Source organism: Streptomyces sp. NPDC053493, from assembly GCF_044544825.1.
Lineage (GTDB): Bacteria > Actinomycetota > Actinomycetes > Streptomycetales > Streptomycetaceae > Streptomyces.
This window is the reverse complement of record NZ_JBITXS010000004.1, coordinates 308440-332445: the sequence shown is the minus strand read 5'-3', so window position 1 is coordinate 332445 and position 24006 is coordinate 308440. Positions and strand designations below refer to the sequence as shown.

The 24006-nt window shown below is 72.6% G+C and carries 24 protein-coding genes; 20 read left to right on the top strand and 4 right to left on the bottom strand.

Annotated features, from left to right (window positions below):
• Together ACIGO8_RS14860 and ACIGO8_RS14855 are read left to right on the top strand one after the other, a co-directional pair.
• Entirely contained in the window at window positions 1-624 is a 624-nt protein-coding gene (locus ACIGO8_RS14860; protein ID WP_399729342.1) for an FMN reductase, read from the top strand.
• 78 nt (window positions 625-702) lie between these two features.
• Entirely contained in the window at window positions 703-1218 is a 516-nt protein-coding gene (locus tag ACIGO8_RS14855; protein ID WP_399729339.1) for a universal stress protein, read from the top strand.
• 189 nt (window positions 1219-1407) lie between these two features.
• Here the strand turns inward: ACIGO8_RS14855 and ACIGO8_RS14850 are convergent, their stop codons facing one another.
• Window positions 1408-2496: a MerR family transcriptional regulator gene (locus tag ACIGO8_RS14850; protein WP_399729337.1), complete on the bottom strand. Its 1089-nt coding sequence runs from the start codon at window positions 2494-2496 to the stop codon at window positions 1408-1410.
• 94 nt (window positions 2497-2590) lie between these two features.
• Here ACIGO8_RS14850 and ACIGO8_RS14845 point away from each other — a divergent pair, with 94 nt between their 5' ends.
• Window positions 2591-2962 (top strand): VOC family protein, encoded by a 372-nt coding sequence (locus ACIGO8_RS14845; protein WP_399729334.1) that lies wholly within the window; start codon window positions 2591-2593, stop codon window positions 2960-2962.
• Between the two features lie 96 nt (window positions 2963-3058).
• Window positions 3059-3595: a hypothetical protein gene (locus ACIGO8_RS14840; protein WP_399729331.1), complete on the top strand. Its 537-nt coding sequence runs from the start codon at window positions 3059-3061 to the stop codon at window positions 3593-3595.
• On the opposite strand, the gene ACIGO8_RS14835 is transcribed toward ACIGO8_RS14840, so the two are convergent.
• Window positions 3553-3957, bottom strand: a complete 405-nt coding sequence (locus ACIGO8_RS14835) for a hypothetical protein (RefSeq protein ID WP_399729328.1) — start codon at window positions 3955-3957, stop codon at window positions 3553-3555. The genes ACIGO8_RS14840 and ACIGO8_RS14835 overlap by 43 nt on opposite strands.
• A 164-nt stretch (window positions 3958-4121) precedes the next feature.
• On the opposite strand from ACIGO8_RS14835, the gene ACIGO8_RS14830 reads away from it, so the two are divergent.
• From ACIGO8_RS14830 to ACIGO8_RS14805, 6 genes are all read left to right on the top strand, one after another.
• Complete coding sequence (locus ACIGO8_RS14830; RefSeq protein WP_399729325.1) at window positions 4122-4565, top strand: hypothetical protein; 444 nt, start codon at window positions 4122-4124, stop codon at window positions 4563-4565.
• Window positions 4562-5017: an FxLYD domain-containing protein gene (locus tag ACIGO8_RS14825; protein ID WP_399729322.1), complete on the top strand. Its 456-nt coding sequence runs from the start codon at window positions 4562-4564 to the stop codon at window positions 5015-5017. Before ACIGO8_RS14830 ends, ACIGO8_RS14825 begins: the two co-directional genes overlap by 4 nt.
• 55 nt (window positions 5018-5072) lie before the next feature.
• Window positions 5073-5309 (top strand): DUF2630 family protein, encoded by a 237-nt coding sequence (locus tag ACIGO8_RS14820; protein WP_399729320.1) that lies wholly within the window; start codon window positions 5073-5075, stop codon window positions 5307-5309.
• 293 nt (window positions 5310-5602) lie between these two features.
• Window positions 5603-7648 (top strand): FUSC family protein, encoded by a 2046-nt coding sequence (locus ACIGO8_RS14815; protein ID WP_399729317.1) that lies wholly within the window; start codon window positions 5603-5605, stop codon window positions 7646-7648.
• A 298-nt stretch (window positions 7649-7946) separates the two neighbouring features.
• On the top strand, window positions 7947-9446 hold the full coding sequence (locus tag ACIGO8_RS14810; protein ID WP_399729314.1) for an APC family permease: 1500 nt from the start codon (window positions 7947-7949) through the stop codon (window positions 9444-9446).
• 54 nt (window positions 9447-9500) lie between these two features.
• A complete protein-coding gene (locus ACIGO8_RS14805) occupies window positions 9501-10508 on the top strand; it encodes a hypothetical protein (protein WP_399729311.1) in 1008 nt (335 codons plus the stop codon).
• 223 nt (window positions 10509-10731) lie between these two features.
• Here the strand turns inward: ACIGO8_RS14805 and ACIGO8_RS14800 are convergent, their stop codons facing one another.
• Window positions 10732-12801 (bottom strand): PhoX family protein, encoded by a 2070-nt coding sequence (locus ACIGO8_RS14800; RefSeq protein WP_399729309.1) that lies wholly within the window; start codon window positions 12799-12801, stop codon window positions 10732-10734.
• 213 nt (window positions 12802-13014) lie between these two features.
• Between ACIGO8_RS14800 and ACIGO8_RS14795 the strand changes: the two genes are divergently transcribed.
• From ACIGO8_RS14795 to ACIGO8_RS14755, 9 genes are all read left to right on the top strand, one after another.
• Window positions 13015-14808: a VWA domain-containing protein gene (locus ACIGO8_RS14795; RefSeq protein WP_399729307.1), complete on the top strand. Its 1794-nt coding sequence runs from the start codon at window positions 13015-13017 to the stop codon at window positions 14806-14808.
• A gap of 139 nt (window positions 14809-14947) precedes the next feature.
• Window positions 14948-16555, top strand: coding sequence for a methionine--tRNA ligase (gene metG / locus ACIGO8_RS14790; RefSeq protein WP_399729304.1), 1608 nt, complete (start codon window positions 14948-14950; stop codon window positions 16553-16555).
• Between the two features lie 163 nt (window positions 16556-16718).
• Entirely contained in the window at window positions 16719-16910 is a 192-nt protein-coding gene (locus tag ACIGO8_RS14785) for a hypothetical protein (RefSeq protein WP_399729301.1), read from the top strand.
• A complete protein-coding gene (locus tag ACIGO8_RS14780) occupies window positions 16907-17215 on the top strand; it encodes a colicin immunity domain-containing protein (RefSeq protein WP_399729299.1) in 309 nt (102 codons plus the stop codon). The genes ACIGO8_RS14785 and ACIGO8_RS14780 overlap by 4 nt, the downstream gene beginning before the upstream one ends.
• Window positions 17212-17715 (top strand): Imm50 family immunity protein, encoded by a 504-nt coding sequence (locus ACIGO8_RS14775; protein ID WP_399729296.1) that lies wholly within the window; start codon window positions 17212-17214, stop codon window positions 17713-17715. Before ACIGO8_RS14780 ends, ACIGO8_RS14775 begins: the two co-directional genes overlap by 4 nt.
• Window positions 17702-18103, top strand: coding sequence for an Imm50 family immunity protein (locus ACIGO8_RS14770; RefSeq protein WP_399729293.1), 402 nt, complete (start codon window positions 17702-17704; stop codon window positions 18101-18103). The genes ACIGO8_RS14775 and ACIGO8_RS14770 overlap by 14 nt, the downstream gene beginning before the upstream one ends.
• 21 nt (window positions 18104-18124) lie before the next feature.
• Window positions 18125-18568, top strand: coding sequence for a hypothetical protein (locus tag ACIGO8_RS14765; RefSeq protein ID WP_399729290.1), 444 nt, complete (start codon window positions 18125-18127; stop codon window positions 18566-18568).
• A gap of 175 nt (window positions 18569-18743) precedes the next feature.
• A complete protein-coding gene (locus ACIGO8_RS14760) occupies window positions 18744-19184 on the top strand; it encodes a hypothetical protein (protein ID WP_399729287.1) in 441 nt (146 codons plus the stop codon).
• A gap of 96 nt (window positions 19185-19280) precedes the next feature.
• On the top strand, window positions 19281-19643 hold the full coding sequence (locus tag ACIGO8_RS14755) for a hypothetical protein (RefSeq protein ID WP_399729285.1): 363 nt from the start codon (window positions 19281-19283) through the stop codon (window positions 19641-19643).
• Window positions 19644-19709: 66 nt separating this feature from the next.
• Here the strand turns inward: ACIGO8_RS14755 and aspS are convergent, their stop codons facing one another.
• Window positions 19710-21530, bottom strand: coding sequence for an aspartate--tRNA ligase (gene aspS, locus ACIGO8_RS14750; RefSeq protein WP_399729282.1), 1821 nt, complete (start codon window positions 21528-21530; stop codon window positions 19710-19712).
• A gap of 142 nt (window positions 21531-21672) precedes the next feature.
• On the opposite strand from aspS, the gene ACIGO8_RS14745 reads away from it, so the two are divergent.
• The gene (locus ACIGO8_RS14745; RefSeq protein WP_399729279.1) at window positions 21673-23919 is read left to right on the top strand and encodes a SpoIIE family protein phosphatase; all 2247 of its coding nucleotides are present in this window, start codon (window positions 21673-21675) and stop codon (window positions 23917-23919) included.
• The last annotated feature ends 87 nt before the right edge of the window (window positions 23920-24006 follow it).

Here is a 24006-nt window from a genome sequence, read left to right as displayed (position 1 = left end):
ATGCAGACGTTGAAGCTGGTCGCGGTCTCCGCCGGACTCAGCAGCCCCTCCTCCACCCGGCTGCTCGCCGACCGGCTGCTCCAGGCCGCCCGCTACCGGCTGGCCGAGCAGGAGTACGCCGTCGACGTCGAGGTCGTCGAACTGCGCGACCTCGCCGTCGACATCGCCAAGAACTTCGTCACCGGCTTCCCCTCGGAGAAGCTGGACGCGGCGATCGGCGCGGTGACCCGCGCGGACGGCGTCATCGCGGTCACGCCGGTCTTCACCGCCTCCTACAGCGGCCTGTTCAAGTCCTTCTTCGACCTGATCGACCCGGCCGCGCTCACCGGCACGCCCGTCCTGATCGGCGCGACCGGCGGCACCGCCCGCCACTCGCTCGTCCTCGACCACGCCCTTCGCCCGCTCTTCGCCTACCTGCGCGCCCTCGTCGCCCCGACCGCCGTCTACGCGGCCTCGGAGGACTGGGGTTCGGGCGGCGACGAGTACACCGAAGGCCTGCCGTCCCGGATCACCCGGGCCGGCAACGAATTCGCGGACATGGTCGCGGCGCGGCCGGGCAGGCGTACCGAAGAGGACGAGGTCGTCCCGTTCGAGCAGCAGTTGGCCGATCTGCGCCTTGACTGACGATTCGTCACGGTTCGGACGGCCGGCCGGCTTCGCGGACGGCAGGGGACGGCCTGACCGACGAGACGGAGGTCTGCGATGACCGGCGTGACCGGCGTGAAGGGCGTGGAGGCCGTGCGGGGCGAGAACGGCGGCAGGATCGTGGTGGGCGTGGACGGATCGGAGCCGTCCCTGAAGGCGCTCCGGTGGGCGGCCGGACAGGCCGCCCTGACCGGGGACGCCCTCCACGCGGTGATCAGCTGGGAGTACCCGGCGACCTGGGCGACCGCCCTGCCGGGCGTGCCGCCCGAGTTCGAGCCGGAGCAGATCGCCAAGAAGATCCTGGACGAGTCCCTCGCCAAGGCCCTCGACCCCGACACGGCCGCCGCGACCACCCGCACCGTCGTGCCCGGCAACCCGGCCCAGACGCTGATCGAGCTGGCCGAGGGCGCCTCGCTCCTGGTCGTCGGCGACCGCGGCTACAGCGGCTTCAAGGCGGCGTTCATGGGCTCCGTGTCCACCAACGTCGCCCAGCACGCGCCCTGCCCCGTCGTCGTGGTCCGCGGCCGCACGGCCGACGCCCCGCCGACCACCTGCCACCCGACGGCGGCGTAGTCGGCATCGGGCGCCACGCCTGCGGCAACGGGTGCTCGCGGGCGCCGGGTCCAGGCGGCCGGGCCAGGGTGACCTAGGCGACCGCGGGGCCCGCGCCGACGCACCACGTCCGCGACCGGGCGACGGTGGCCCAGGAGACCGCGGGCGCCGCGCCGACGCACCACGTCCGCCTCGCCGGGCGGCGGCGACCTAGGCCGCCGCCGGCACCACGTCCGCGACCACGCATGCCACGTTGTCCGGGCCGCCCGCCTCGTGGGTCAGGGCGATCAGGACGCGGGCGGTGGGCTCCGGGGCGGTGCCGGCGGCGAGCGCGCGGCGGATCTCCTCGGCCGGCACGACCGCCGACAGCCCGTCCGTGCACAGCAGCAGCCGGTCCCCGGCCCGCACCTCGCGCACCGCGAGCTCCGGCTCCGGCGGCACTTCCCCGCCGTCGAGCGCCTTCAGGAGCAGCGCCCGGTCCGGGCGGCCGGCCGCCTCGGCGGGATCGAGCTCGCCGGCGTCGACGAGCGCCTGGACGACGGTGTCGTCCCGGGTGAGCCGGACCAGCGCCCCGTCGCGCAGCAGATACGCGCGCGAGTCGCCCACGTGGGCGAGGGCGAGCCGGGTGCCGGTGAGCATCGCGGCGGTGAGCGTCGCCCCGGAGTCGGCCAGGCCCGCGACGGCGTCGTTCGCCGTCCGCAGCCCGTCGTCCAGGGCGTTGAGAACGTCTCCGGCGCGGGCCGGCCGCGGCACGGAGGCCAGCGCGGCGACGGCCGCCCGCGCGGCCCGCTCGCCGTCGGGGCCGTAGCCGTCGGCGACGGCCAGCAGCCGCGGCCCGGCGTGGGCCGCGTCCTGCTGGGAGCCGCGGACCAGACCGCGGTCCAGCAGGACGGCGGCCCGCAGGGCGAGAGCGGCGGCGGAGGCAGACGAGGTCATGGCGGGGTTTCCCTTCATCCGGTCGACCAGGGAGGCCGCGAGATCGCGCCGCGCCGCCGTCTCCGACTCGACGCGCGCCCAGTACGCGCGGATCGCGCGGGCCGCGCCCGCCGGGTCCGTCTCGTACAGCGCGCAGACCCGGCCGACCTCGGCCAGCGGCATGTCGATCCGCCGCAGCCAGCCCACCAGCCGGGCCCGTTCCACCTGCTCCTCGGTGTAGTACCGGTAGCCGGTGAACGGGTCGACGCGGGCGGGTCGCAGCAGGCCCGACTCGTCGTAACGGCGCAGCGCCTTGGCGGAGAGCCGGCTGGCGCGGGCGAAGTCCCCGATGGTCAGCACGGACGTGGGCTCGGTGTCGCGCACGGCTTTCTCCTCGCCGTACCGGGCCGTCCGCCCGGCACACCCGATGCTGGGGCTTCCCCGCGCGGGAAGGTCAACCCGGGCGCATCCTGCCCCCATGGACATCAAGCTGGAACTGGTCGGCGTCCCGGTCACCGACATCGACCGGGCCAAGGCCTTCTACGAGCGGGTCGGCTTCCACGCCGACCACGACGTCACCGTCAGCGAGGAGATCCGCTTCGTGCAGATGACCCCGCCCGGTTCGGCCTGCTCGATCGCCTTCGGCAAGGGCATCACCGCGATGGCCCCGGGCTCGCTCGACAACATGCAGGTCGTCGTCACCGACATCGAGGAGGCGCACGCCGACCTCACCGGGCGGGGCGTCGAGGTGAGCGCGATCGACGACCGGCCGTGGGGCTCGTTCGTGTACTTCGCCGATCCCGACGGCAACCGCTGGGCGGTCCAGCAGACCTCGCCGCGCGGGGCATAGGCGCCGCAGGGCGTAGGCGCTCCTCCGCCGTGCGGCGGAGGAGGCCGGGACGTACGGCCGACGGCACGGGACCGGTCCGGGCGGGAGGCTGGCCGCATGCTGAAGACGAAGGCCCTTCCCACCGTGCCCCGTTGGGCCGCCCTGGCCGCCCACGCCGTCCCGCTCGTCGTGCTGCCCTCCGGGCTGTGGCGGCTCGCGCTGGTGGCGGGGCTCCCCGTCACGAGGGACGCCGGGGCGGCGTCCCTCGGGCTCGGGCAGTCGGTGTACGTCGTGTCCCTCACCGTCGTCTCCGAGCTGCTGGCGTTCCTGACGCTCGGACTGGTCCGGTCCTGGGGCGAGGTGTTCCCGCGCCGGCTGCCGTTCCTCGGCGGGCGGCCGGTGAACCCGGCCGCCGCGACCGGCGCGGCGCTCGCCGGCGCCGCCGGACTGTGCGCGCTGGCCGGCTGGTTCGCCTACGCCTCGTACGCCGGGCTCGGGCCGGGCGTCCCGGCCTCACCGGCTCAGGACGCCCTGCTCCTCGCCTGCTATCTGCCGCTGCTCGCCTGGCCGCCGCTGCTCGCGGCGGTGGCCCTCGCCTACCGGCGGCGGCGTCAGTACGGCGCGGGCCGGCCGGTCGCGTCCTCGTGCGTGTAGAAGAGATAGAAGGCGGCGGCGGACGTGGCGCCGGCGACGATCAGCCCGAGCATCGACGACGAGAAGACGCTGTGGTCGGAGAGGCTGAAGAGGAAGCCGATCGCGATGCCGGCGAGGCCGCCCCACGCCACCGCGCGCACCTCGCGGCGCAGGACGTGGCCGTAGCGGCGCAGCGCGTACACGGCGACGGCGAGGACGACACCGCTGATCAGGCCGAGCCAGAACTGGCCCCAGGACGGCTCGCCGCCGCGACGGGCGTTGGTCGGGGCGTACAGGCCGTACGCGAGGCCGAGGGTGAGGGGCAGCCCCCACCCGTGCAGGCTCAGCTGTCTGCGGGCGGGTACCGCGGCGTGTGCGGCCATGGCCGGCTCCTTTCCACGCACGGTGGGTGCACCCTCCAGGGCACACCCGCGCCCAGGGCCCCGCAAGTGGATCAGCCGCCTGGGCCGCGCGCGGGCGGCCCGGCCCTCACCCGAACGGATCGGCCGGGGATTCGCCGCGCGGCGGACCCTCCCACGATGGGGCCATGAGCCAGAACACCGCGGCACCTCAGAAACCACCGCAGCAGTCCGCCCGTGGCGCCTGGGCCTCCGGAGGCACCCTCTTCGCGGGTGTCCTCATGCTGGTCACCGGCGTCATGGACATCCTGCAGGGCATCGCGGGCATCGCCGAGGACGACGTCTTCGCCCGCGTCGGCGACTACGTCTTCGAGTTCAACCTGACCGCCTGGGGCTGGATCCACCTGTGCCTCGGCATCGTGGTCGCCGTCGCCGGCTACGGCATCCTCACCGGCACCGAGTGGGGCCGGGTCGCGGGCATCGCGCTCGCCTCGCTGAACGTCCTCGCCCAGTTCCTGTTCCTGCCCTACCAGCCGTGGTGGGCGCTGTTCTCCATGGCCGTGTCCGTCTTCGTCGTCTGGGCGCTGGCCACGGACCACTCCTACGGCGCGGCAGGCGGCGACCGCCGATGACCCGCCACCGGATCCCGGACCGGCCCCGAGCCCGGGCCCGTACGGCCGGCGCCGCCGTCGCCCTGCTCGCCGCCCTCGCCCTCACCGCCACGGGCTGCGAGGAGGCCCAGCAGAAGGCCGGCGACATCCTCTCCTCCGCCACGGCCGAGGCGGCCGAGCAGATGAACCGGATCAAGGACGGCGTCGACGCGAAGGACGAGGTCAAGGCCGGGCCCGCCGGCCAGGACGGCGACCGGACGGTCGCCGAGATCACCGCGACCAACCCCAAGGACAAGACCGCCGACTACACCGTCCGCGTCGACTTCCGCGACGCCGGCGGCAATCTGCTCGACACCGTCGTCCTGAACATCGACGACGTGCCGCCCGGGCAGTCCAGGACGGGACGGGCGCGCAGCAACCGCAGCCTGGGCGGCGACACCACGGCCGGCGTCGCGCAGGCGCTCCGGCACTGAGCCCGGGCACGGTCTCGACCTGCGCGCCCGGCGCCGATCGGCCACGCTGGGAAGCATGGACAACGACGAGATCCTCGAGAACATCGGCGCCCTCGTCGAGGAGGAGCGCGCGCTGCGCCAACGCTCCGGCGGTCTCCTCGACGAGGAGCGGTCCCGCCTCGCCGAGCTTGAGGTCCGGCTCGACCAGTACTGGGATCTGCTGCGCCAGCGCCGCGCGAAGGCCGAGTACGGCGAGGACCCGGACACGGCGGCCGTCCGCCCGGCGGTGGAGGTCGAGGGCTACCGCAGCTGACTCGCGGCCCTGGCGGACTCTGCGGCGGTGTCGCACATGGCGCCCGCGGCCGGCCCTGGTCCGGTGACGCGCTCGGCGCCCCGGCCGGCCCGCCGACCCGGCGAGGTCCCGCACCCGCGCCCGCAGCTGACAGTCCTCCGGGCCCGACGGGACCTCCTCCCCCGACGCGCCCCCGCGCCCCACGCGCCTCCGTCCCCGACGAGACCTCCGCGCCCGACGGGCCCGAACGCCCAACGGGACCTCCCCGCCCCGCTTGGCCGGACGCCGCCCGTGCGTTGCGTACGTTGGGACGCATGGCGAAATCCCCAGGAACCCCCCGGCTCTCCCCGCCCTCCTGGCTGACCGCCGGGCTGCGCCCGCAGCGCACGCCCATCGCCTGGCCGGCCGTGCTGCGCGCCTCCGTCGCGCTGTCCGCGCCGCTGGCCGTCGGATTCGCGGCCGGACAGCCGGCCTACGGCGCGCTGGTGTCGATGGGCGCGCTGTCCGGAGTCATCGGCGACACCGCCGACGCCTACCGGATGCGGATCCTGAACATCGCCGTGCCCCAGTTCTTCGGCGCCGTCGGCGTCACCCTCGGCACGCTCGTCTTCGGCGAGGGTTGGGCCGCCGTCGCCGTGGTCACGCTCGTCGCGCTCGTCTCGGGCATGATCTCCTCGATCGGCGCCGTCGCCTCCGTCTCCGGCCTGCTCCTGCTGCTCAACGCCGTCGTCGGCGCCGGTCTGCCGATGCCCCAGCCCTGGTGGAAGGCGCCGCTCCTGCTCGGCCTCGGCGGAGTCGTCGTGCTCGCCCTGACCCTGCTCGGCTGGCCGCTGCGCGGCGGCGCGCCGGAACGGTCGGCCGTCGCCGGGACCTATCGTGCGGTCGCCGAACTCTTCGAGGCCGCCGGCTCCCTCGCGTACGACGAGAAACGGCAGGCGGTCACGGCCTCGCTCAACCAGTCGTACGACCTCGTACTCGCCCGCCGCGCCCGCCAGCACGGCCGGGCGCCGACCCTGGTGCGGCTGCTCGCCCAGCTGAACGCGCTGATCCCGCTCCTGGAGGCCGCGCCCGCCGCCCACTTCGCGGCCCGGCGCTTCCACCGGCCGCTGCCGCCGGAGATCGCGGCCGCGGTACGGGCGCTCGCCGACGCGGTCGACGAGGGCCGGGCCGGCACGCCGGAGCTGACGCTGCCCGAGGCCCGCCGCCCGTCCGAGAAGGCGGTGGACGAGGCGCTGCGACACGCGGCGGTCGTCGTGCACCGGGCGGAGCCCAGCCCGTTCAACGTGGACGACCGGCTCGGCCGGCCCGCCGCCCTGCGCGTACGGGTGCGCCGCGCGGCCCGCACGATGCTGCTGTCCCGCTCGTCCTGGCATTACGGCCTGCGGCTCGCGCTGTGCATCGGCCTCGCCCAGGCGCTGGTCTCGCTGGTCGCCGTGCCCCGTTCGTACTGGGTCGCGCTCACCGTCACGTTCGTGATGAAGCCGGACTTCGGCTCGGTGTTCTCGCGCGCCGTGCTGCGCGCGTTCGGCACCGCCGCCGGGCTGCTGATCGCCGCGCCGGTGCTCGCCGAGGTGCCGCGCGGATGGTGGGACGTGCCCGTGATGATGCTGCTCGGCGCGCTGATCCCGGCGCTCTCGGCGAAGGGTTACGCCTTCCAGACCGCGGCCATCACGCCCGTGATCCTGCTCCTGTCGGACCTGCTGAACCACCAGGGCTTCGGCCTGGTCCTGCCGCGGCTGTACGACTCGCTCGTCGGCTGCGGGATCGCGCTGGTCGCCGGCTATCTGCTGTGGCCGGAGTCCTGGCACACCCGGGTCGCGGACCGGCTCGCCGACGCGGTCGCCGACACCGCGGGATACGTCCGCCTCGCCTTCGCGCCCGGCACGGGCGGCGGGGGCGCGCCCGGAACCGGCCCCGCGGGCGGCGCGGGTGAAGCAGGCGGCGCGGGCGGCGGTGATCCGGCCGCGCGGGCCCGGGCCCGCCGCAAGCTGTACCGGGACATGTCCAGCGTGCGCTCGGAGTTCCAGCGCGCGCTGACCGAACCGCCGCCCGCCGGCGACCTGGCCGCCGCCTGGTGGCCGCTCGCCATCGCCGTGGAGCGGATCGTGGACGCGACGACCGCCGCCCGGATCCGCGTCGACCACGGCGCGCCCGCGCCCGAACCGACCGAGGTCGCCGCCGTGGAGCGGCAGTTGCGAGAGCTCGCGGACGGGCTGCGCTCCAGCGACGTCCTGGTGCCGGTGCGCGCCGAACTCCTCGGCGACGAGGACGGGGTGCTCGCGCCGCTGCGGCAGGAGGTGCGGGCGGCGCGGGCGATCGCGACGCCCGGCGCGGACTCGCACCACGACGACGACGCGTAGACGCGTAGAGGCCTAGAGGCGTAGACGGGCCGCCGCGTCTCCGGGGTGCACCGAGCAGCCGCGCAGGCGCGCCGCCGCGCCGCCGCCCCACCGCGTAACGACCCTCGTAAACCTCGCCAATGGGGCGTACGGAAGCCCTTACCGGCGGTTGCGGAATCGAACCCTCCCACCGCCGTTACCGGATCCCACATGTGCGACTACGATGCGCTCGAATTCACCGTGATCGCGCCGTCACGTCCCCGAAGCACCCTGATGGCACGGTCGCTCCCCCCACCCCTCCCGCCCCGAGGACATCGCCATGCGCACGACTCCCGGCAGAGCACCCGGCAGAGCACCGGGCAGAGGTCTCCAGCCCAATGCCCTCGGCGTCTTCGACACCATCGTGATGGCCGTGGCCGGCAGCGCCCCCGCCTACTCGCTCGCCGCCACCACCGCCGTCCTCTTCGGCGCGGTCGGCCTCGCCGGGCCCGCGGCGCTGCTGTACTGCGCGATACCCATGCTCGGCATCGTCCTCGCCTACGCCCGCCTCGGGCGGATCGACGTCAACGCGGGTGCCGGATACTCCTGGGTGGGCCGCACCCTCCACCCCTTCCTCGGCTTCCTCTCCGGCTGGGCCCTGGTCTTCGCCGCCACCGTCTTCATGGTCGCCGGCTCGCTGCCCGCCGGCTCCCTCACGCTCTCCCTCTTCGACCCGGATCTCGCCGAGAACACCGCGCTGGCCAGCGTCGTCGGCGCCGGCTGGTTCCTGATGATGCTGCTCGTCGTCCTCGGCGGCGCGCGGCTCACCGTCCGCGCCCAACTCGTCCTGTCGGGCGTCGAGATGCTGATCCTGGTCGTGTTCGTGCTCGGCGCGCTCGTCCACCGCGGGCACGCCACCGCCTTCGACTGGTCCTGGTTCGGCCTCGGCCACTTCGACGGCGCCTCCGGCTTCGCGTCGGGCGCGCTGATCGCCGCCTTCTACTACTGGGGCTGGGACGTCACCAGCAACCTCAGCGAGGAGACCCGCGACAGCCGCCGCACCGCCGGCCTCGCCGCGCTCGTCGGCATCGGCGTGGTCTTCCTCCTCTTCGAGGCGTTCACCGTCGCCGTCAACGTGCTGCTGAGCGCCGAGCAGATCGAGCGGGGCGGCGCGAACGTGCTCGCCGTGCTCGGACAGGAGATCTGGCCCGGCGTCGGCGGCAAGATGCTGATCCTCGCCGTCCTGCTGTCGACCGTCGCGACCCTGGAGACCACCCTCATCCAGGTCACCCGCTCGCTCTTCGCGATGGGCCGCGACCGCACCCTGCCGGCCGCGCTCGGCACCGTCCACCGCCGCTGGAACACGCCGTGGGTCGCGATCGCCGCGGTCGGCGCCGCCGCGCTCGTCATGTTCGCCGCCGCGGCCGCCGCCGGCTCCGTCCAGCAGGTCCTGGGCGACGCGGTCAGCGCGATCGGCCTGCAGATCGCGTTCTACTACGCGCTCGCCGGCATCGCCGCCGTCGTCGCGTACAAGAAGCTCCTGCTCGCCTCCGTACGGGACTTCGTCCTGGGCGGGCTGTGGCCGCTGCTCGGCTCGGCGTTCATGCTGTGGGCGTTCGTCGACTCGCTCGGCGAACTGTCCGGGAACGCGCTGACCATCGGCCTCGGCGGGCTCGTCGCCGGACTCGTGCCGATGCTCCTGTACTGGCGCAAGGGCAGCGCCTACTACCGGCCGGCCAGGCTCGACGCGGCCCGTGTGCTCGCCGCCGCCGAACCCTTCGCCTCGCCGCACTCGCCGCACGCCCGGCGGGCGGACGAGTCGCTCGCCACCGACTTCTGACGGCCCAAAGCTTCGATTCCGACGGCCCGGACCGTCTTCGAGGGAGGTACGTGGATGGCCGCACTCCGCCGCCCGTCACGCCAGGCCCGCCAGGCCCGCTCCTCGCGCACCGCGCGCTTCTCACCCGACTTCGACCCGGACTTCGGCGACCGCGCGCTCACCGAGGCCCGGCACGACATGGTCATCGGCCGCTGGCAGGGCGTACGGGACCTGCTCACGGCCACCGGCGACGACTGGACCCGCCGCACCCACCGGCTGCGGCTCCTCTCGCACGCCGCCGCCGGCAGCTCCACCGTCGAGGCGTGGCGGGCCGCCGAACCGGGCAACCCGGACGTGGCCGTGCTGCGGGCGGCGACCGAGGTCGTACGGGTCTTCGACACGGCCATCGCGGCCGGCCGGGGCGCCACGGTCGACCGCGGCCGGATCGACGCCGCCGTCGAGACCTGCCTCACCGCGGCCGAGGCCGCGCCCGCCGACCCGATGCCCTGGGTGTCACTGCTCTCCGTCGCCCGGCTGTACGAGGGCGGGGTGCAGCGCCGCCAGCTGCGCCACTGGTTCGACGAGCTGCGCCGCCGCGACCCGTACAACACCGAGGGCCACACGCAGGTCCTGCGCTACTGGTCGGCCCGCTGGCACGGCACCCACGGCGCCATGTACGACTTCGCGCGCGACGCGGCCGGCGTCGCCCCGCCCGGCTCGCCGCTGCCGGTCCTGGTGCAGATCGCCCGCGTCGAGGAGTACCGCTACATCGCCGACGGCGCCCTCGGCCGGGGCCCGGTGCGCGGCTTCGACCAGCACTGGAAGCACGAACTCGCGGTCACCGAACTCCGCCGCACCCACGCCCGCTGGATCGGCGGCCGCGCACCGGACGCCCCGGTCCGGCCGGAGGAGGTGGCGGAACTGAACTACCTCGCGCACGCGGCCTGTTACGCCGGCCAGGTGGACCTCGCCCGGGAACTGCTGGGCCTGCTGGGCACCCGGGCGGCGTGGGTGCCGTGGGCGTACACCGGGGAGCCGGAGGAGCAGTTCGTACGCTTCAGGGAGGGCCTGGGAGTGAGCTGACCCGGCTCGGGGCGGGGCAGAGGAGCGGGCTGGGCCGGGAGCGCGGGGCCGAGGAGCGGGCGGGCCGGGCCCGTCGGTCCAGGACCGGGGCCGCCGGTCCGTGGCCGGGGCCGCCGGTCCGTGGCCGGGGCCGCCGGTCCGTGGCCGGGGCCGCCGGTCCGTGGCCGGGGCCGCCGGTCCGTGGCCGGGGCGGCCCGGGGCCCACTCTCCCCTCTCGCCTGCGTCAGACGCCGATGTCACCACCGTCCGTGCGCCAGACCGACACGACGGCCGGGCGGACGATCTTGCCCGGTCCGTCGGGCCAGACCGAGGCCGGCTTCTCGACCGATGCCCCGTCCACCTCACCCGGGTGCTGGACGGCCACCAGGACGCGGCGGTCCTGGACGATCGGGCCGCAGGTCTCGGCGCCGGTCGGCACCGTCAGGAACTGCTTGAGCTCACCGCGCCGCTCGCCGTGCGTCGCGACACCGAACAGACCGTCGTGCGAACCGAGCTGGTTGCCGTCCGTGGAGATCCACAGGTTGCCGTGCGGGTCGAAGGCGACGTTGTCCGGGCACGAGATCGGGGACACCTTCTCCTTCGGGAAGCCGGAGAAGTAGGTGGCCGGGTCGTTCGGGTCACCGGCGACGAGGAAGAGCCGCCAGGCGAAACCGTCGGAGGCCGGGTCGTCCCAGTGCTCGGCGAGCTCCAGGATCTGGCCGTGCTTGTTGAGGTTGCGCGGGTTGGCCTCGTCGGCCGCCGCCTTGCCGGCCTTGCCGCGGTCGGCGTTGTTGGTCAGCGCGACGTAGACGCGGCCGGTGCGGGGCGAGGGCTCGATGTCCTCGGGGCGGTCCATCTTGGTGGCGCCGACCTTGTCACCGGCGAGGCGGGTGAAGACGAACACCTCCTCCGCCGTCATGCCGTCGACGTGCGAGACGGCGGTGCCGTCCGGGCCGGCCGTGGCCAGCGGGATCCACACGCCCGAGCCGTCGAACTCGCCGTCGGCGGGCAGCTTGCCGGTGCCGTCGATCTGGCCGGCCGGGCTGTCGCCGGTCAGCTTGGCGACGTAGAGGGTGCCCTCGTCGAGAAGGGTGAGGTTGTGGGCGTGGGCGGCCCGCGAACCGCCCTTCTTCATCCGCTTCGACGAGACGAACTTGTAGAAGTAGTCGAAGCGCTCGTCGTCGCCCATGTAGACGACCGGCCGGCCGTCGGCGGTGAGGCGGGGCTGCGCGGCCTCGTGCTTGAAGCGGCCGAGGGCGGTGCGCTTGCGGGGCGTGGAGTCCGGGTCGTACGGGTCGAGCTCGACGACCCAGCCAAAGCGGTGGGCCTCGTTGGGCTCCTGCTTGAGGTCGAAGCGCCGGTCGAAGCGCTCCCACTTGCGCTCGGTGGCGCCGGTGCCGATGCCGTAGCGCTTGTCGGTGGCGGAGGAGCCGTTGGCGAAGTACTGGTTGAAGTTCTCCTCGCCGTGGAGGGTGGTGCCCCACGGGGTGGTGCCGCCCGAGCAGTTGTTGAGCGTGCCGAGGACCGTACGGCCGGCCGGATCGGCGGAGGTCTTCACCAGGTCGCTGCCGGCGGCGGGGCCGGTGAGCTCGAACTCGCTGGTCGCGGTGAGGCGGCGGTTGAGGTGGTGGCGGGTGACGGGCGTGAGCCTGCCGTCCCGGTGCTGCTCCTGGACCACGACGACGGACAGGCCGTGCGCCGCCCAGGCGGTCTCGACCTGCTCGCGGGTCGGGTTGGCGGGGTCGTAACCCCGGAACATCAGCACCTCGTCGGTGTACTCGTGGTTCGCCACGAGCAGCTGGCGGCCGTGCTCGCGGTGCAGCGGGAGCAGCGAGAGGAAGTCGTTGTTGTAGCCGAACTGCCCGGCCTGCGCCTTCGCCGACTGCTTCTCGGCGTCGAAGGCGGGCGCGCCGCGCAGGATGGGCTCGCCCCAGCGGATGACCACGTTCTGGGAGTAGCCGGCGGGAACGGTGACCTGGTCGGCGGTGTTGGGCGCGACGGGCTCGAAGCGCAGGCCCCGGGCGCCGGAGGCCTTGCCGCCCCGCGGCGTTCCGTGGCCCTCGTGCGCCTCGGCCGCGGGTACGTCCCCGAGCGCGAGCGCGGAGCCGGCGGCGGAGGCGACGGTGACGACGGCGGCGGCGCGCATCACGGAACGGCGCGAGAGCGCACCGGCTATGACGTCGCCGACGTACTCGTTGTCACTGGTGTTGGGCACCTCCTGGAAGCAGGCGTCGCCGCACCGGAACCGGCAGGTCATGGCGGAACGGCCGCCCTGGTGTGAGTGGTTGCTCAGCATCGGCAGCAGTTTGCGCACGTCGTCCTCCGTGATTCGGCTCTCGTCAGGCGGTGACGTTATGTGCGCACATCTGCACGGTGGAGGCGTCGGGATGAACGCACGATGAATGCGCGGCGTCCGGGGGCGACGGGGTCGTAGGGCGGGCGCGGCCCGGCCGCTAACCTTACGTGTCCGCCCTGGCCAGGGATGAAGGACGCATACCGCACCCAACTCATGCGAAGGGGTTCGCCCATGGGTATTCGGAGCTTGCTGCGCAAGGTATTCGCCCGCGACCGCGCGGACATCGCCGCCCCCGACACCCCGGCACCCTCCGTCCCGCCCCAGTCGGCCGCCCGCACCCCGGACCGCCCGACCACGGGAGCGACGGAGCCGACGAAGCCGACGGGCGAGCCGAGCGCCACCGACGGGGCGGCCGACGCGGCCACTGCTGCGGCCGGCGCGGGTGGCGCGGCCACGCCGGAGCCCTTGCCCGAGTCCGCCGCCGAACGCGCGGCCGCGGACCTGGTGGCGGCAGCCTTCGACAACCCGCAGATCCCGGCGGCCCGCCGCGCGTCGGAGGGCGGGGACGAGGCGGGTGCGGCGGACGCCACGGACGAGGTGAAGGCCGCGGACGAGGTGAAGACCGCGGACGAGGGTGCGGCGGACGCCGAGCCGACGGCGAAGGCGGCCGAGGTGGAGGCGGAGGCGGCCGAGGTGGAGGCGGAGGCGGAGAGCCCGGCGTCGGCCGAGGACTCCAGCGCCGCTGACGCGCAGGCGGCGGCTCCCGCGGAGGCGGAAGGGCCCACCGCGTCGACCGACGACGCCCAGGCGGAGGCCACGGCGGCAGCCGAGGCCGACGAGGACGAGCCGGCCGCCAAGGCTGAGCCGACCGAGACCCCGGCGACAACCGAAGACGAGACCTCCGCCGAGGCGGAGGAGCCCGCCGCGTCGACCGACGACGCCCAGGCGGAGACCACGGCGGCAGCCGAGGCCGACGAGGACGAGCCGGCCGCCAAGGCTGAGCCGACCGAGACCCCGGCGACAACCGAGGCCGCGACCTCCGCCGAGGCGGAGGAGCCCGCCGCGTCGACCGACGACACCGCGGCAGAAGCCCCGGCGGCAACCGCCGACGACGAGGCGGAGCCCGCCGCCGGCGACGCCGAGGCAGTCGCAGCGGCGGACGAGCCGACCTCCGAGGAGGCCGCGGCGGACGAGGTTCCGGCCCGGGCGGAGGCCGAGACGGAGGCCGAGGCCGAGCCGGCCGCCGAGCTGGAGCCCGCTGCCGCCGCGGCGGAGCCGGAGCCCGCGGCCGCCGCACCGGCGGAGGAGCCCAAGGAGGCTCAGGAGGTCCAGGAGCCCCAGGTCAAGGAGCCCTCCAGCCCCGCTCTCCCCCTCGCCCGGCTCAAGGCCGACGCCCCCCACCTCGTCGACGCCTACAAGGCCGCCGGCACCGTGCTCAAGAAGCAGGGGCTCGCGGACGCCCGCGCCGCCGTGTACCTGGTCGTCGACCGGTCCGGGTCGATGCGGCCGTACTTCAAGGACGGCTCCGTGCAGCGGCTCGCCGAGCAGACCGTCGCGCTCGCCGCGCACCTCACTCCCGACGCCGCCGTGACCGCCGTCTTCTTCTCCACCGACATCGACGGCACCGCCGAGCTCCGCCCCGCCGACACCACGCCGACCCGTGTCGAGGAGCTGAACGCGACCCTCGGCCGGATGGGCCGGACCAACTACCACCGCGCGGTCGAGGAGGTCCTCGCCCTCCACCAGAAGTCCGAGGACCCGGCCCGCCCGGCCCTGGTCGTCTTCCAGACGGACGGCGCGCCGGAGTCGAAGACGGCCGCCACCCAGGCCCTGACCGACGCGGCGGACGGGCCCGTCACCGCGCACTGGCGGTTCACCGTCTGGGGCGACGAGGACAACAAGGCCTTCGACTACCTCCGTAAGCTCGCCACTCCCCGTACCGGCGTCCACTTCGCCGGCCCGGCGCCCGCGGCCACCCCGCACGCCGCCTTCTACCGGGAGCTGCTCGCCGGCTGGTCCCTCTGACCTCCGGCCACTGACCTCTCTGACCGACATCTCCGACCGGCATCTCCGGCCGGAAAAACCCGGGGCCGGGCCGTATGCGCCACCGGCCCCGGGTTTAACCGTGTGAGAGGGACTCTTCCCGGCCGTTAAAATTCGCACCATGGCGGCCACTGGATCCGAGAAGCAGGGCTCGAAGGCGTACTACGTCTCGACCCCCATCTACTACGTCAACGACGCTCCTCACCTGGGCCACGCCTACACGACCGTCGCAGGCGACGTGCTCACCCGCTGGCACCGTCAGCGGGGCGAGAAGGTGTGGTACCTCACCGGCACGGACGAGCACGGTCAGAAGATCATGCGCACGGCCGAGGCGAACAACGTCACGCCCCAGGCCTGGTGCGACAAGCTCGTCGAGGAGGCGTGGAAGCCCCTCTGGGAGCACCTGAACATCGCGAACGACGACTTCATCCGCACCACCCAGAAGCGTCACACCGACCGCGTCCAGGAGTTCGTGCAGGACCTGTACGACAAGGGCGAGATCTACAAGGGCGGCTACGAGGGCCCGTACTGCGTGGGCTGCGAGGAGTACAAGCTCCCGGGCGATCTCATCGAGGCGGAGGACGGCACGAAGCTGTGCCCGATCCACAAGAAGCCGGTGGAGATCCTCAAGGAGGAGAACTACTTCTTCAAGCTGAGCGAGTACGGCCCGAAGCTGCTGGAGTTCTACGAGGCGAACCCGGGCTTCATCCAGCCCGAGTCGGCCCGTAACGAGGTCGTGAACTTCGTCAAGCAGGGCCTGCAGGACCTGTCGATCTCCCGCTCGACCTTCGACTGGGGCATCCCGATCCCGTGGGACGACAAGCACGTGATCTACGTGTGGGTCGACGCGCTCCTGAACTACGCGACGGCCGTCGGCTACAACGAGAACCCGGCGAAGTTCGAGGAGACGTTCCCGGCGAACGTGCACCTGGTCGGCAAGGACATCCTGCGCTTCCACGCGGTGATCTGGCCGGCGATGCTGATGGCGCAGGGCCTGCCGGTCCCGGGCCGGGTGGCGGCGAACGGCTGGCTGATGGTCGGCGGCGAGAAGATGTCGAAGTCGAACCTGACCGGCATCAAGCCGCAGGACCTGACCTCGCACTTCGGCGTGGACGCGTACCGCTGGTACTTCCTGCGGGCGATCGCGTTCGGCAGCGACGGCTCGTTCTCGTGGGAGGACTTCTCCGCCCGCTACACCTCCGAGCTGGCCAACGACTACGGCAACCTCGCCTCGCGCGTGGCGGCGATGGTCGGCAAGTACTTCGGCGGCGAGCTGCCGGCGGCGACGGCGGACGGCGACGCGGAGAAGGCGATCCACGAGGGCCTGGCGAAGGCCGTGGCGACGGCCGACGCGAAGATCGGCGAGGAGCTGGACTTCCAGGCCGGCATCCTGGCGATCTTCGACTTCGTGAAGCAGGTCAACGGCTACATCACGGAGCAGGAGCCGTGGAAGGTCGCCAAGGACGAGTCGGAGGAGGGCCGGGCCCGCCTGGCGACCATCCTCTACACGGCCGCCGAGGCCCTGCGCGCCGTCGCGGTCCTGCTGAACCCGATCATGCCGGAGACCTCCCAGAAGCTCTGGGAGTCCCTGGGCGCCGAGCCCGCCCTGGGCGCGCTCCCGGCCCAGCTGATCGAGGACGCGGCCACCTGGGGCCGCCTCCCGGCCGGCGCGACGGTCACGAAGGGCGCGGTCCTCTTCCCGCGCCTGGAGGACCCGAAGAAGGACTGAGCCCCGGCCCGGCCCCGTACGCGACCGAAGGCCGCCGCCCCCTCACCGGGGCCGGCGGCCTTCGCCGTACCCAAGCCGCCCGACCTGACACTTTCAGCCGACCCGATTGCAGTCGAGAACGGCAGCGTGTGACGATCGCGCGACTGTGCGAAGGGGGAGGCACATGACGCGCTCGGACAACACCGACGGGTTCGCCGTGCTGCTGGGCGCGTTCCGGCGCACGACGGTGCTGGCGCCCGTGGATCCGTATGAGGAGACACTCACCCGCTTCGCACGCGCACAGGGCGAGCCCGACCGTGAGTGGGAGTACCACACGGTCCTCGGCGCCCGGCTGCCCGACGGGCTCTTGCGGTGACACCCGCCACGGCGCGGCTGCTCTCGCTGCTCGACTCCTTCACCAGGGAAACGGCTACCGCGGCCGAGTTCGCCCACGGCTGGCGGGAGTTCCGGAGGTCCGCCCAGTCGAACGGAGAACGCGTCGGCGGAAAGCTGGCGGACATCTTCGACCAGGTGTTCATGATGCTTGAGGCCTACACACCCGACCCCGAGCTGAGGGAACCCGAGGACCTCACGGACACCCAGCTGCTCGAGAGCGTCCGTGCCCTCGTGGCAGAGACCGGCTGGCGGGGTCCGGGCGCAGACGGGTCACGAAAACGATGACCGACAGCCTGACTCTTCTGAACGCAGAGGTTCTTACGTCTCTGTACGGAGGAGTCCCTCGCCTGGACGGATTCCGTCTGCGCTCCATCAACCTGAACTGGCGCGGCCCGACCGTCACCCTGCGGATCGACCTGCCCGACTTCCCCGAGAACGTTCCCGGTGAATGGGAGGGATCGGATGTCGACACCGTTCAGTGCCATCTGCAGTTCCTGGCAGTGGCGGACTTCTCCTTGTCGACGTGGGAGCCGCCCGTTCCCCGGGTCTCCTTCCGCGTGACCTCGCTGGCCGATGGAGCACGGGTGCGAGCGGAAGCGGTCGCCTCCGGACTCCGTCTCGGTTTCACCAGTAGCCGATCCGCGCTCGTCGGACACGTCAGCGCCTTCGGAACCCAGCCCGACGGATCGGACGCCGGCCCGCATCTGTTCACGAAGAGGATGGACGGCATGCGCTACACATCCCTCCCCGAGCCTAGTGAAAAGACGTTCTATGAACGCCTCTGACTGGACTTCTCTGGTCGATCCCGAGAATGTTCTGAGCCGCCTCTACGACACGCCTCCCGCTCTGGACGATTGCGTTCTGCTCTGCGTTCAGATCGACGAGAGAGGGTGTTCGGTGACGATGGGATTCGAGACGTTCCGCGTCCCCACGACTCCACCGGCCGCATGGGACAGGCCGTACAACACCCTGGAGTTCTCCATCGGTTTCACCGGCGTCGAAGGGCTTTCGATTTCAGGCTGGAACTCGGCCGTGCGTGAAGGCGTGAGGTTCAGCGCTCACGGGAGCGAGTCCGTGCGGGTGTCGCTCCACCACGTCGACTCGCGGCTGGCCTTCACCGCGACAGGAGCGTCGGTGACCCGACTGCACCCCTATCTCGCCGGCAAACCGTAGGCCGCGATGAGGGACGCGCGCATGACTGAGCCGTCGAGAGAGGCCTGGTTGGGTCGCATTGAGCGAACCGGTCTGGAGGTTTCACCCGTTCCCGCTCCGGACGGCATTCCAGGCGTGCAGGAGGCTCTGCGAAGCGTCGTCCACTGGGAGGTGCATCCAACGGCGACGGTTCCTCTCAGTCACCCCGAGGCCCTGCACGAAGTGGACCGTCAGTGGCACGCACACGCTGAGCGCAACGGGTTGTTCAGCGGGGACGGTTCCTTCCTGCTCGGTATTTCCGGCCCTGGGGTCTCGCGCTTCGGCTGGGCCGTGGTGCGATGGGCCCCTGCCGTCGAGCTCGCGCCCCGTCTCTCGAAACCGGAGGAGGGACTGGACTTCCTGGCCATGTCGAAGGACGGAAAGGTGGTGTGCGCGGTGACCGAGGAGGAGGACGCCTATTGGGTCGTCGTCGCGCATCTTTCGTAGAGGGAGCAGAGGCGTCCGCTCCTCCTCAGTCCTCGGGGACATCCTGTGGAATGCAAAGCCCTGACGGCACCCGCGGGTGGCGGACCGGCGCGGACACGACTACTGGCGGCGCCGAGGGCGACTACCTGGCTGTTCTTGAGCACTACCCGCACACGTAAGGGGTTGACCGACTCACATGCACATCAGAGCATCGCACGTCGCCGAATGGCTCGCGGATCATGAACACTGGGTTCTCGACGCCGAATCCTCTCGGGAGTTCGATCGTCTTCTGGGCGAGTTTCCGTGGGCACCAAGTCGCGTCAGATGGTCGCACGTTCCTCATATTCACATAGATCTTCCGGAGAACGAGACGGACAACGAGTTCTGGGAGCGGTTCCGCGAGACACCGGCCGGTCGCCATGAATACGTTTTCCTGATGTATTCCGCCAGGGAACCGGGAGTTGTGTGCAAAGCACGGGAGGCCATCCCCGACCTCGACCTCCTCTATTCGGGCGCCCCGGGCTCCCGTTACTTCTGCGGCGCAGAAGCGGAAGAAGGCGGCCCCACTCCTCATTTCATGGATTTCGCCGAGTACGACGGGCTCGATCTCGTCACGGCGTACTCCCCTGCCTCCTGAGCGGTGTTCGCCGAACGGGGCCTGCCTTCCGGCGCTGCGGGGGCTGCCGGGGCGCTGGGTCGGGCCCTCACCCGGGTGGGTGAATATGCCGGATGCATGGGACCCGGGCAGGTGGTCGTCTCTACGCTCGTCGCGACCGCAGACCACCGGAAGAAGGACCTTCCCGTGCCCGAGCACGACACCTACGCCACCCACCACGACGACGACCTCGACGTCGGCTACGTCCTGAGCGACAAGATCGGCGACCTCACCGGCGGCTTCACCCTGGTGCCCAACCGGCTTCTGGCCGATCCGACGTTGTCCGGGGTCGCGCTCGGGATCGCCCTGTACATCCTGTCGTCGCCCGCCGGGACGCCCTACGACGCCGAGAGCCTCGCCGCGAAGTCCCGGGAGGACGTCGCCGTGGTCACCGCCGCGCTCGAGCAGCTGAAGGCTCGAGGGCACCTGCCCCGTCGGTGAGTCACCGAGGGGATACGCCGAAGGGCCCGGAGCCGTGCGGGACGGTTCCGGGCCCTTCGGGGTGGGTCAGCGGGCCGCGTCGGGGTGGACCGACTCGGAGACCGGGCGGTCCTCGGTGGGCTTGGTGGAGGCGACCGGCTTGCGGAGCTGGATGTTCAGCTCGCGCAGGCGCGCCTCGTCCAGCTCGGTCGGGGCGCCCATCATCAGGTCCTGGGCGTTGCCGTTGAGCGGGAAGGCGATGGTCTCGCGGATGTTGGGCTCGTCCGCGAGGAGCATCACGATGCGGTCGACGCCCGGGGCGATGCCGCCGTGCGGCGGGGCGCCGAACTGGAAGGCGCGGAGCATGCCGGCGAACTCGGTCTCGACGGTCTCGCGGCTGTAGCCGGCGATCTCGAAGGCCTTGAACATGATGGCGGGCTCGTGGTTCCGGATGGCGCCGGAGGACAGCTCGATGCCGTTGCAGACGATGTCGTACTGCCAGCCGAGGACGTCCAGCGGGTCCTGGGTCTCCAGGGCCTCGAGGCCGCCCTGCGGCATGGAGAAGGGGTTGTGCGAGAAGTCGATCTTGCCGGTCTCCTCGTCCTTCTCGTACATCGGGAAGTCGACGATCCACGCGAAGCGGAAGACGTTCTCCTCGAACTGGCCCGCGCGCTTGGCGGCCTCGACGCGGACGGGGCCCATGATCTTGGAGACCTCGTCGAACTCGCCGGCGCCGAAGAACACCGCGTGGCCGGGCTTGAGGCCCAGGCGCTCGGTGAGGACCTTGACGTTCTCCTCGGTGAGGAACTTGGCGATCGGGCCGGTCAGCGCGTTCTCCTCGCCGACGCGGACCCAGGCCAGGCCCTTCGCGCCGAGCGAGACGGCGTAGTCGCCGAGGCCGTCGAAGAACTTGCGCGGCTGGTCGCCGGTGTCCGGGACGGCGAGCGCGCGCACGTGCTTGCCCGCGAAGGCCTTGAACTCGGAGTTCTCGAAGACGTCGGAGATGTCGACCAGCTCGAGCGAGGTGCGCAGGTCCGGCTTGTCGTTGCCGTACTTCAGCATCGACTCGCGGAACGGGATCCGCGGGAACGGCGAGCTGACGGGGCGGCCGCCGCCGAACTCCTCGAAGAGCTCGGTCATCAGCTTCTCGATCGGCTGGAAGACGTCCTCCTGCTCGACGAAGCTCATCTCGACGTCGAGCTGGTAGAACTCGCCCGGCGAGCGGTCGGCGCGGGCGTCCTCGTCGCGGAAGCAGGGCGCGATCTGGAAGTAGCGGTCGAAGCCGGAGATCATCAGCAGCTGCTTGAACTGCTGCGGGGCCTGCGGCAGCGCGTAGAACTTGCCCGGGTTCAGACGGGACGGGACGACGAAGTCACGGGCGCCCTCGGGCGAGGTCGCGGTGAGGATCGGGGTCGCCATCTCGTTGAAGCCGAGGGCCACCATCTTGGAGCGGATGGCGGCGATGACGGCGGAGCGCAGCATGATGTTGCGGTGCATGCGCTCGCGGCGCAGGTCGAGGAAGCGGTACTCGAGCCGCCGCTCCTCGTTGACGCCGTCGTCGGTGTTGATGGTGAAGGGGATCTGCTGGGCCGCGCCGAGCACCTCGACCTCGGCGGCCTCGATCTCGATCTCGCCGGTGGCGAGGTCGGGGTTGACGTTCTCGGCGCCGCGGGAGACGACCTTGCCGTCGACGCGGACGACGGTCTCCTTGGTCAGCTTGTCGAGGACCTCGGCCGCGGCGGTGCCGGGGCGGGCGACGAGCTGGGTGATGCCGTAGTGGTCGCGCAGATCGATGAAGAGGATGCCGCCCAGGTCGCGCCGATTGTGCAGCCAGCCGCTCAGCCGGACGTCGGTGCCGACGTCAGAGGCGCGGAGCTCGCCGCAGGTGTGGGACCTGTACCGATGCATCGTCGTTCATCCAGTTCTTCGGGATCCTTGGTGGGCGCCGGACACACACACGTCCAGCCGTCCCAGGGTACCGGGACACCCAAGATCGCGATTCGAATACTCTCGGTGGCGACCCGCTGTCCGATATTCATAAAGTAGGGCAATGCGCACCGAGGACGTCCTGGCCGCGATCGCGACCGGCCTGTGGCGCTGGGACAACGCCTCCGGGATCGTCACCCTCGACGCCGAGGCGGCCCGGCTCCTCGGGCTGCCCGCCGAGCCCGTGCAGCTCAGCGAGGCGGCGGTGCGCTCCCGCTTCCACCCCGTCGACTGGAACGAGATCGACGGCGTCGTGAACCTCGCCGTCGCCGAAGGGACCCTGGCCGAGGCCCGGCTGCGGATCATGGACGGGCAGGGCCGGGTGCTGCGTACCGTACGGAGCAGGTCGAAGCCGCTGATCGAGGGAAACGACTACCAGCTGGTCGGCACCCTCCAGGAGGTCGCCGAGCCGCAGCCCGGCACCGCCGCCCGCACCCCGGTCACCGGCGACTGGCGCCGCTCGCGCGAGGCGTTCCTGCTGGACGCGGGCCGGGCGCTGGCGGAGGCGCGGTCGACGGCCGAGGTGCTGCGGGTGGCGGCGTCGCTGTCGATGCCGGGCTTCTCGCCGGACGGGCTCGCGGTCTTCGGGATGTCGGGCGAGCGGCTCACCGTCATCGGCCATCACGGGCACGGCGACGGCGAGGAGGGGCCCTTCACCTCGATGACGCTGGACACCGACTATCCGGCGGCCGAGGTGGTGCGGACGGGGCGGGCGATCTATCTGCCGACGCCGGAGGAGTACGGGCGCCGCTACCCGATGACGTGGCCGCTGGCCCAGCGCTTCGGGCGCCGCTCGTGGGCGTTCGTGCCGCTCGTCGTCGCCGGGCGGACGATGGGCGCGTGGATGGCGGCGTTCAAGCATCCGGTGGCCTTCACTCCGGACGAGCGCAGCGTCCTGACGACGGTCGCCCGGATGCTGGCGCAGGCGCTGGCGCGGGCGGGCGTGGCGGAGTCGGAGCGGGAGCTGTCGCTCGGGCTCCAGCGCACGATGATGCCGGTGCTCGGGCCCGGGATCCCGGGCATCCAGGTGGCCGCTCGGTACGTGCCGACGGGCGGCGGTCTGCAGGTCGGCGGCGACTGGTACGACGTGATCCGGCTGCCGGGCGGTGCCGGCGCGGGCCGGATCGCGCTGGTCATCGGCGACGTGCAGGGGCACGACGTGCGGGCGGCCGGGCTGATGGGGCAGCTGCGGATCGCGCTGCGGGCGTACGCCTCCGAGGGCCACCGGCCGGACGCGGTGCTCTCGCGGGCCTCCCGCTTCCTGTACGGGATCAACGACGGTGCGGAGGACGCGTACGGCGGCGACGGCGACGGCGACGGTCCGCTCCGGGGGAGCGTCCTGATGGCGGACGGGAACGGCGGGCGCGGCGGACACGGCGGGCGCGGCGGGAGGGGCCAAGGAGCCGGCGGCGACGGGAACGGGAGCCGGAGCCGGAACGGGATCGACGGCGGGCCCCGGTTCGCGACCTGCCTGTACCTGGAGGTCGACCTGGAGTCCGGCACGGTCGACATCGCGCGGGCCGGGCATCCCGATCCGGCGGTACGGATGACCGACGGAACGGTCCTGCTGAGGCCGACGGCCGGCGGCCTGCCCCTCGGCATCGACCCGGACACCGACTACCCGACCACCCGCCTCACCCTCGAACCCGGCGACACCCTGATGATCTGCACCGACGGCCTCCTGGAGACCGGCGGGCACGACCTCGACAGCGGCTGGGAACGGGTGCGCGCGCTGCTCGAGGCCGACGACGGCGGCGACCTGGAGGCGCTCGCCGACCGTCTCGTCGAGGCCGTCCACGGGCCCGGCTCGCACCACACCACCGGCCCGCTCGCCGACCGCCGCGAGGACGACATCGCGGTGCTGCTGCTCTCCCGGCAGGGCACGGCCGTACGGGAGGCGCCGCGCCGCACGATGATGACGGTCGCCCAGGCCGAGCCCGAACGCATCGCCGCCGCCCGCGAGCAGGTGCGCCAGCTGCTGCACGACTGGAAGGACGAGGACCAGGTCGACTCGGCGGTCCTGATGGTCTCCGAGATGGTCACCAACGTCCTGGTGCACACGGACGGCGACGCCCTGTTGGTGGCCGAGGTGATGTGCCTGGAGAACGCGCGCCGGCTGCGCGTCGAGGTCGCCGACGCCAGTGACGAGCTGCCGCACAAACGGCACCCGGGCGAGATGGCGTCCAGCGGGCGCGGGCTGCTGCTGATGGAGATGCTGGCGCACGCGTGGGGCGTGGACCCGCGGGGCGAGGGCAAGGCGATCTGGTTCGAGCTGCACGAGAGCCCGCCGGCCGGCGGCACCTGTTCCTGACCGGCCCGGCCGCCGGGCCCCGACGGCCGGGCCCCGGCAGCCGCGCCCTGAGGCCCGGAGCGCCGCTCCCGGAGCGCCGGACCCCAC

What these genes read in the sequence shown, in the direction of transcription:
- ACIGO8_RS14860 (WP_399729342.1), top strand. Translation starts at nt 1, where the DNA reads ATGCAGACGTTGAAGCTGGTCGCGGTCTCCGCCGGACTCAGCAGCCCC.
- ACIGO8_RS14855 (WP_399729339.1), top strand. Translation starts at nt 703, where the DNA reads ATGACCGGCGTGACCGGCGTGAAGGGCGTGGAGGCCGTGCGGGGCGAG.
- ACIGO8_RS14845 (WP_399729334.1), top strand. Translation starts at nt 2,591, where the DNA reads ATGGACATCAAGCTGGAACTGGTCGGCGTCCCGGTCACCGACATCGAC.
- ACIGO8_RS14840 (WP_399729331.1), top strand. Translation starts at nt 3,059, where the DNA reads ATGCTGAAGACGAAGGCCCTTCCCACCGTGCCCCGTTGGGCCGCCCTG.
- ACIGO8_RS14835 (WP_399729328.1), bottom strand. Translation starts at nt 3,957, where the DNA reads ATGGCCGCACACGCCGCGGTACCCGCCCGCAGACAGCTGAGCCTGCAC.
- ACIGO8_RS14830 (WP_399729325.1), top strand. Translation starts at nt 4,122, where the DNA reads ATGAGCCAGAACACCGCGGCACCTCAGAAACCACCGCAGCAGTCCGCC.
- ACIGO8_RS14825 (WP_399729322.1), top strand. Translation starts at nt 4,562, where the DNA reads ATGACCCGCCACCGGATCCCGGACCGGCCCCGAGCCCGGGCCCGTACG.
- ACIGO8_RS14820 (WP_399729320.1), top strand. Translation starts at nt 5,073, where the DNA reads ATGGACAACGACGAGATCCTCGAGAACATCGGCGCCCTCGTCGAGGAG.
- ACIGO8_RS14815 (WP_399729317.1), top strand. Translation starts at nt 5,603, where the DNA reads ATGGCGAAATCCCCAGGAACCCCCCGGCTCTCCCCGCCCTCCTGGCTG.
- ACIGO8_RS14810 (WP_399729314.1), top strand. Translation starts at nt 7,947, where the DNA reads ATGCGCACGACTCCCGGCAGAGCACCCGGCAGAGCACCGGGCAGAGGT.
- ACIGO8_RS14805 (WP_399729311.1), top strand. Translation starts at nt 9,501, where the DNA reads ATGGCCGCACTCCGCCGCCCGTCACGCCAGGCCCGCCAGGCCCGCTCC.
- ACIGO8_RS14795 (WP_399729307.1), top strand. Translation starts at nt 13,015, where the DNA reads ATGGGTATTCGGAGCTTGCTGCGCAAGGTATTCGCCCGCGACCGCGCG.
- metG (WP_399729304.1), top strand. Translation starts at nt 14,948, where the DNA reads ATGGCGGCCACTGGATCCGAGAAGCAGGGCTCGAAGGCGTACTACGTC.
- ACIGO8_RS14785 (WP_399729301.1), top strand. Translation starts at nt 16,719, where the DNA reads ATGACGCGCTCGGACAACACCGACGGGTTCGCCGTGCTGCTGGGCGCG.
- ACIGO8_RS14775 (WP_399729296.1), top strand. Translation starts at nt 17,212, where the DNA reads ATGACCGACAGCCTGACTCTTCTGAACGCAGAGGTTCTTACGTCTCTG.
- ACIGO8_RS14770 (WP_399729293.1), top strand. Translation starts at nt 17,702, where the DNA reads ATGAACGCCTCTGACTGGACTTCTCTGGTCGATCCCGAGAATGTTCTG.
- ACIGO8_RS14765 (WP_399729290.1), top strand. Translation starts at nt 18,125, where the DNA reads ATGACTGAGCCGTCGAGAGAGGCCTGGTTGGGTCGCATTGAGCGAACC.
- ACIGO8_RS14760 (WP_399729287.1), top strand. Translation starts at nt 18,744, where the DNA reads ATGCACATCAGAGCATCGCACGTCGCCGAATGGCTCGCGGATCATGAA.
- ACIGO8_RS14755 (WP_399729285.1), top strand. Translation starts at nt 19,281, where the DNA reads ATGGGACCCGGGCAGGTGGTCGTCTCTACGCTCGTCGCGACCGCAGAC.
- aspS (WP_399729282.1), bottom strand. Translation starts at nt 21,530, where the DNA reads ATGCATCGGTACAGGTCCCACACCTGCGGCGAGCTCCGCGCCTCTGAC.
- ACIGO8_RS14745 (WP_399729279.1), top strand. Translation starts at nt 21,673, where the DNA reads ATGCGCACCGAGGACGTCCTGGCCGCGATCGCGACCGGCCTGTGGCGC.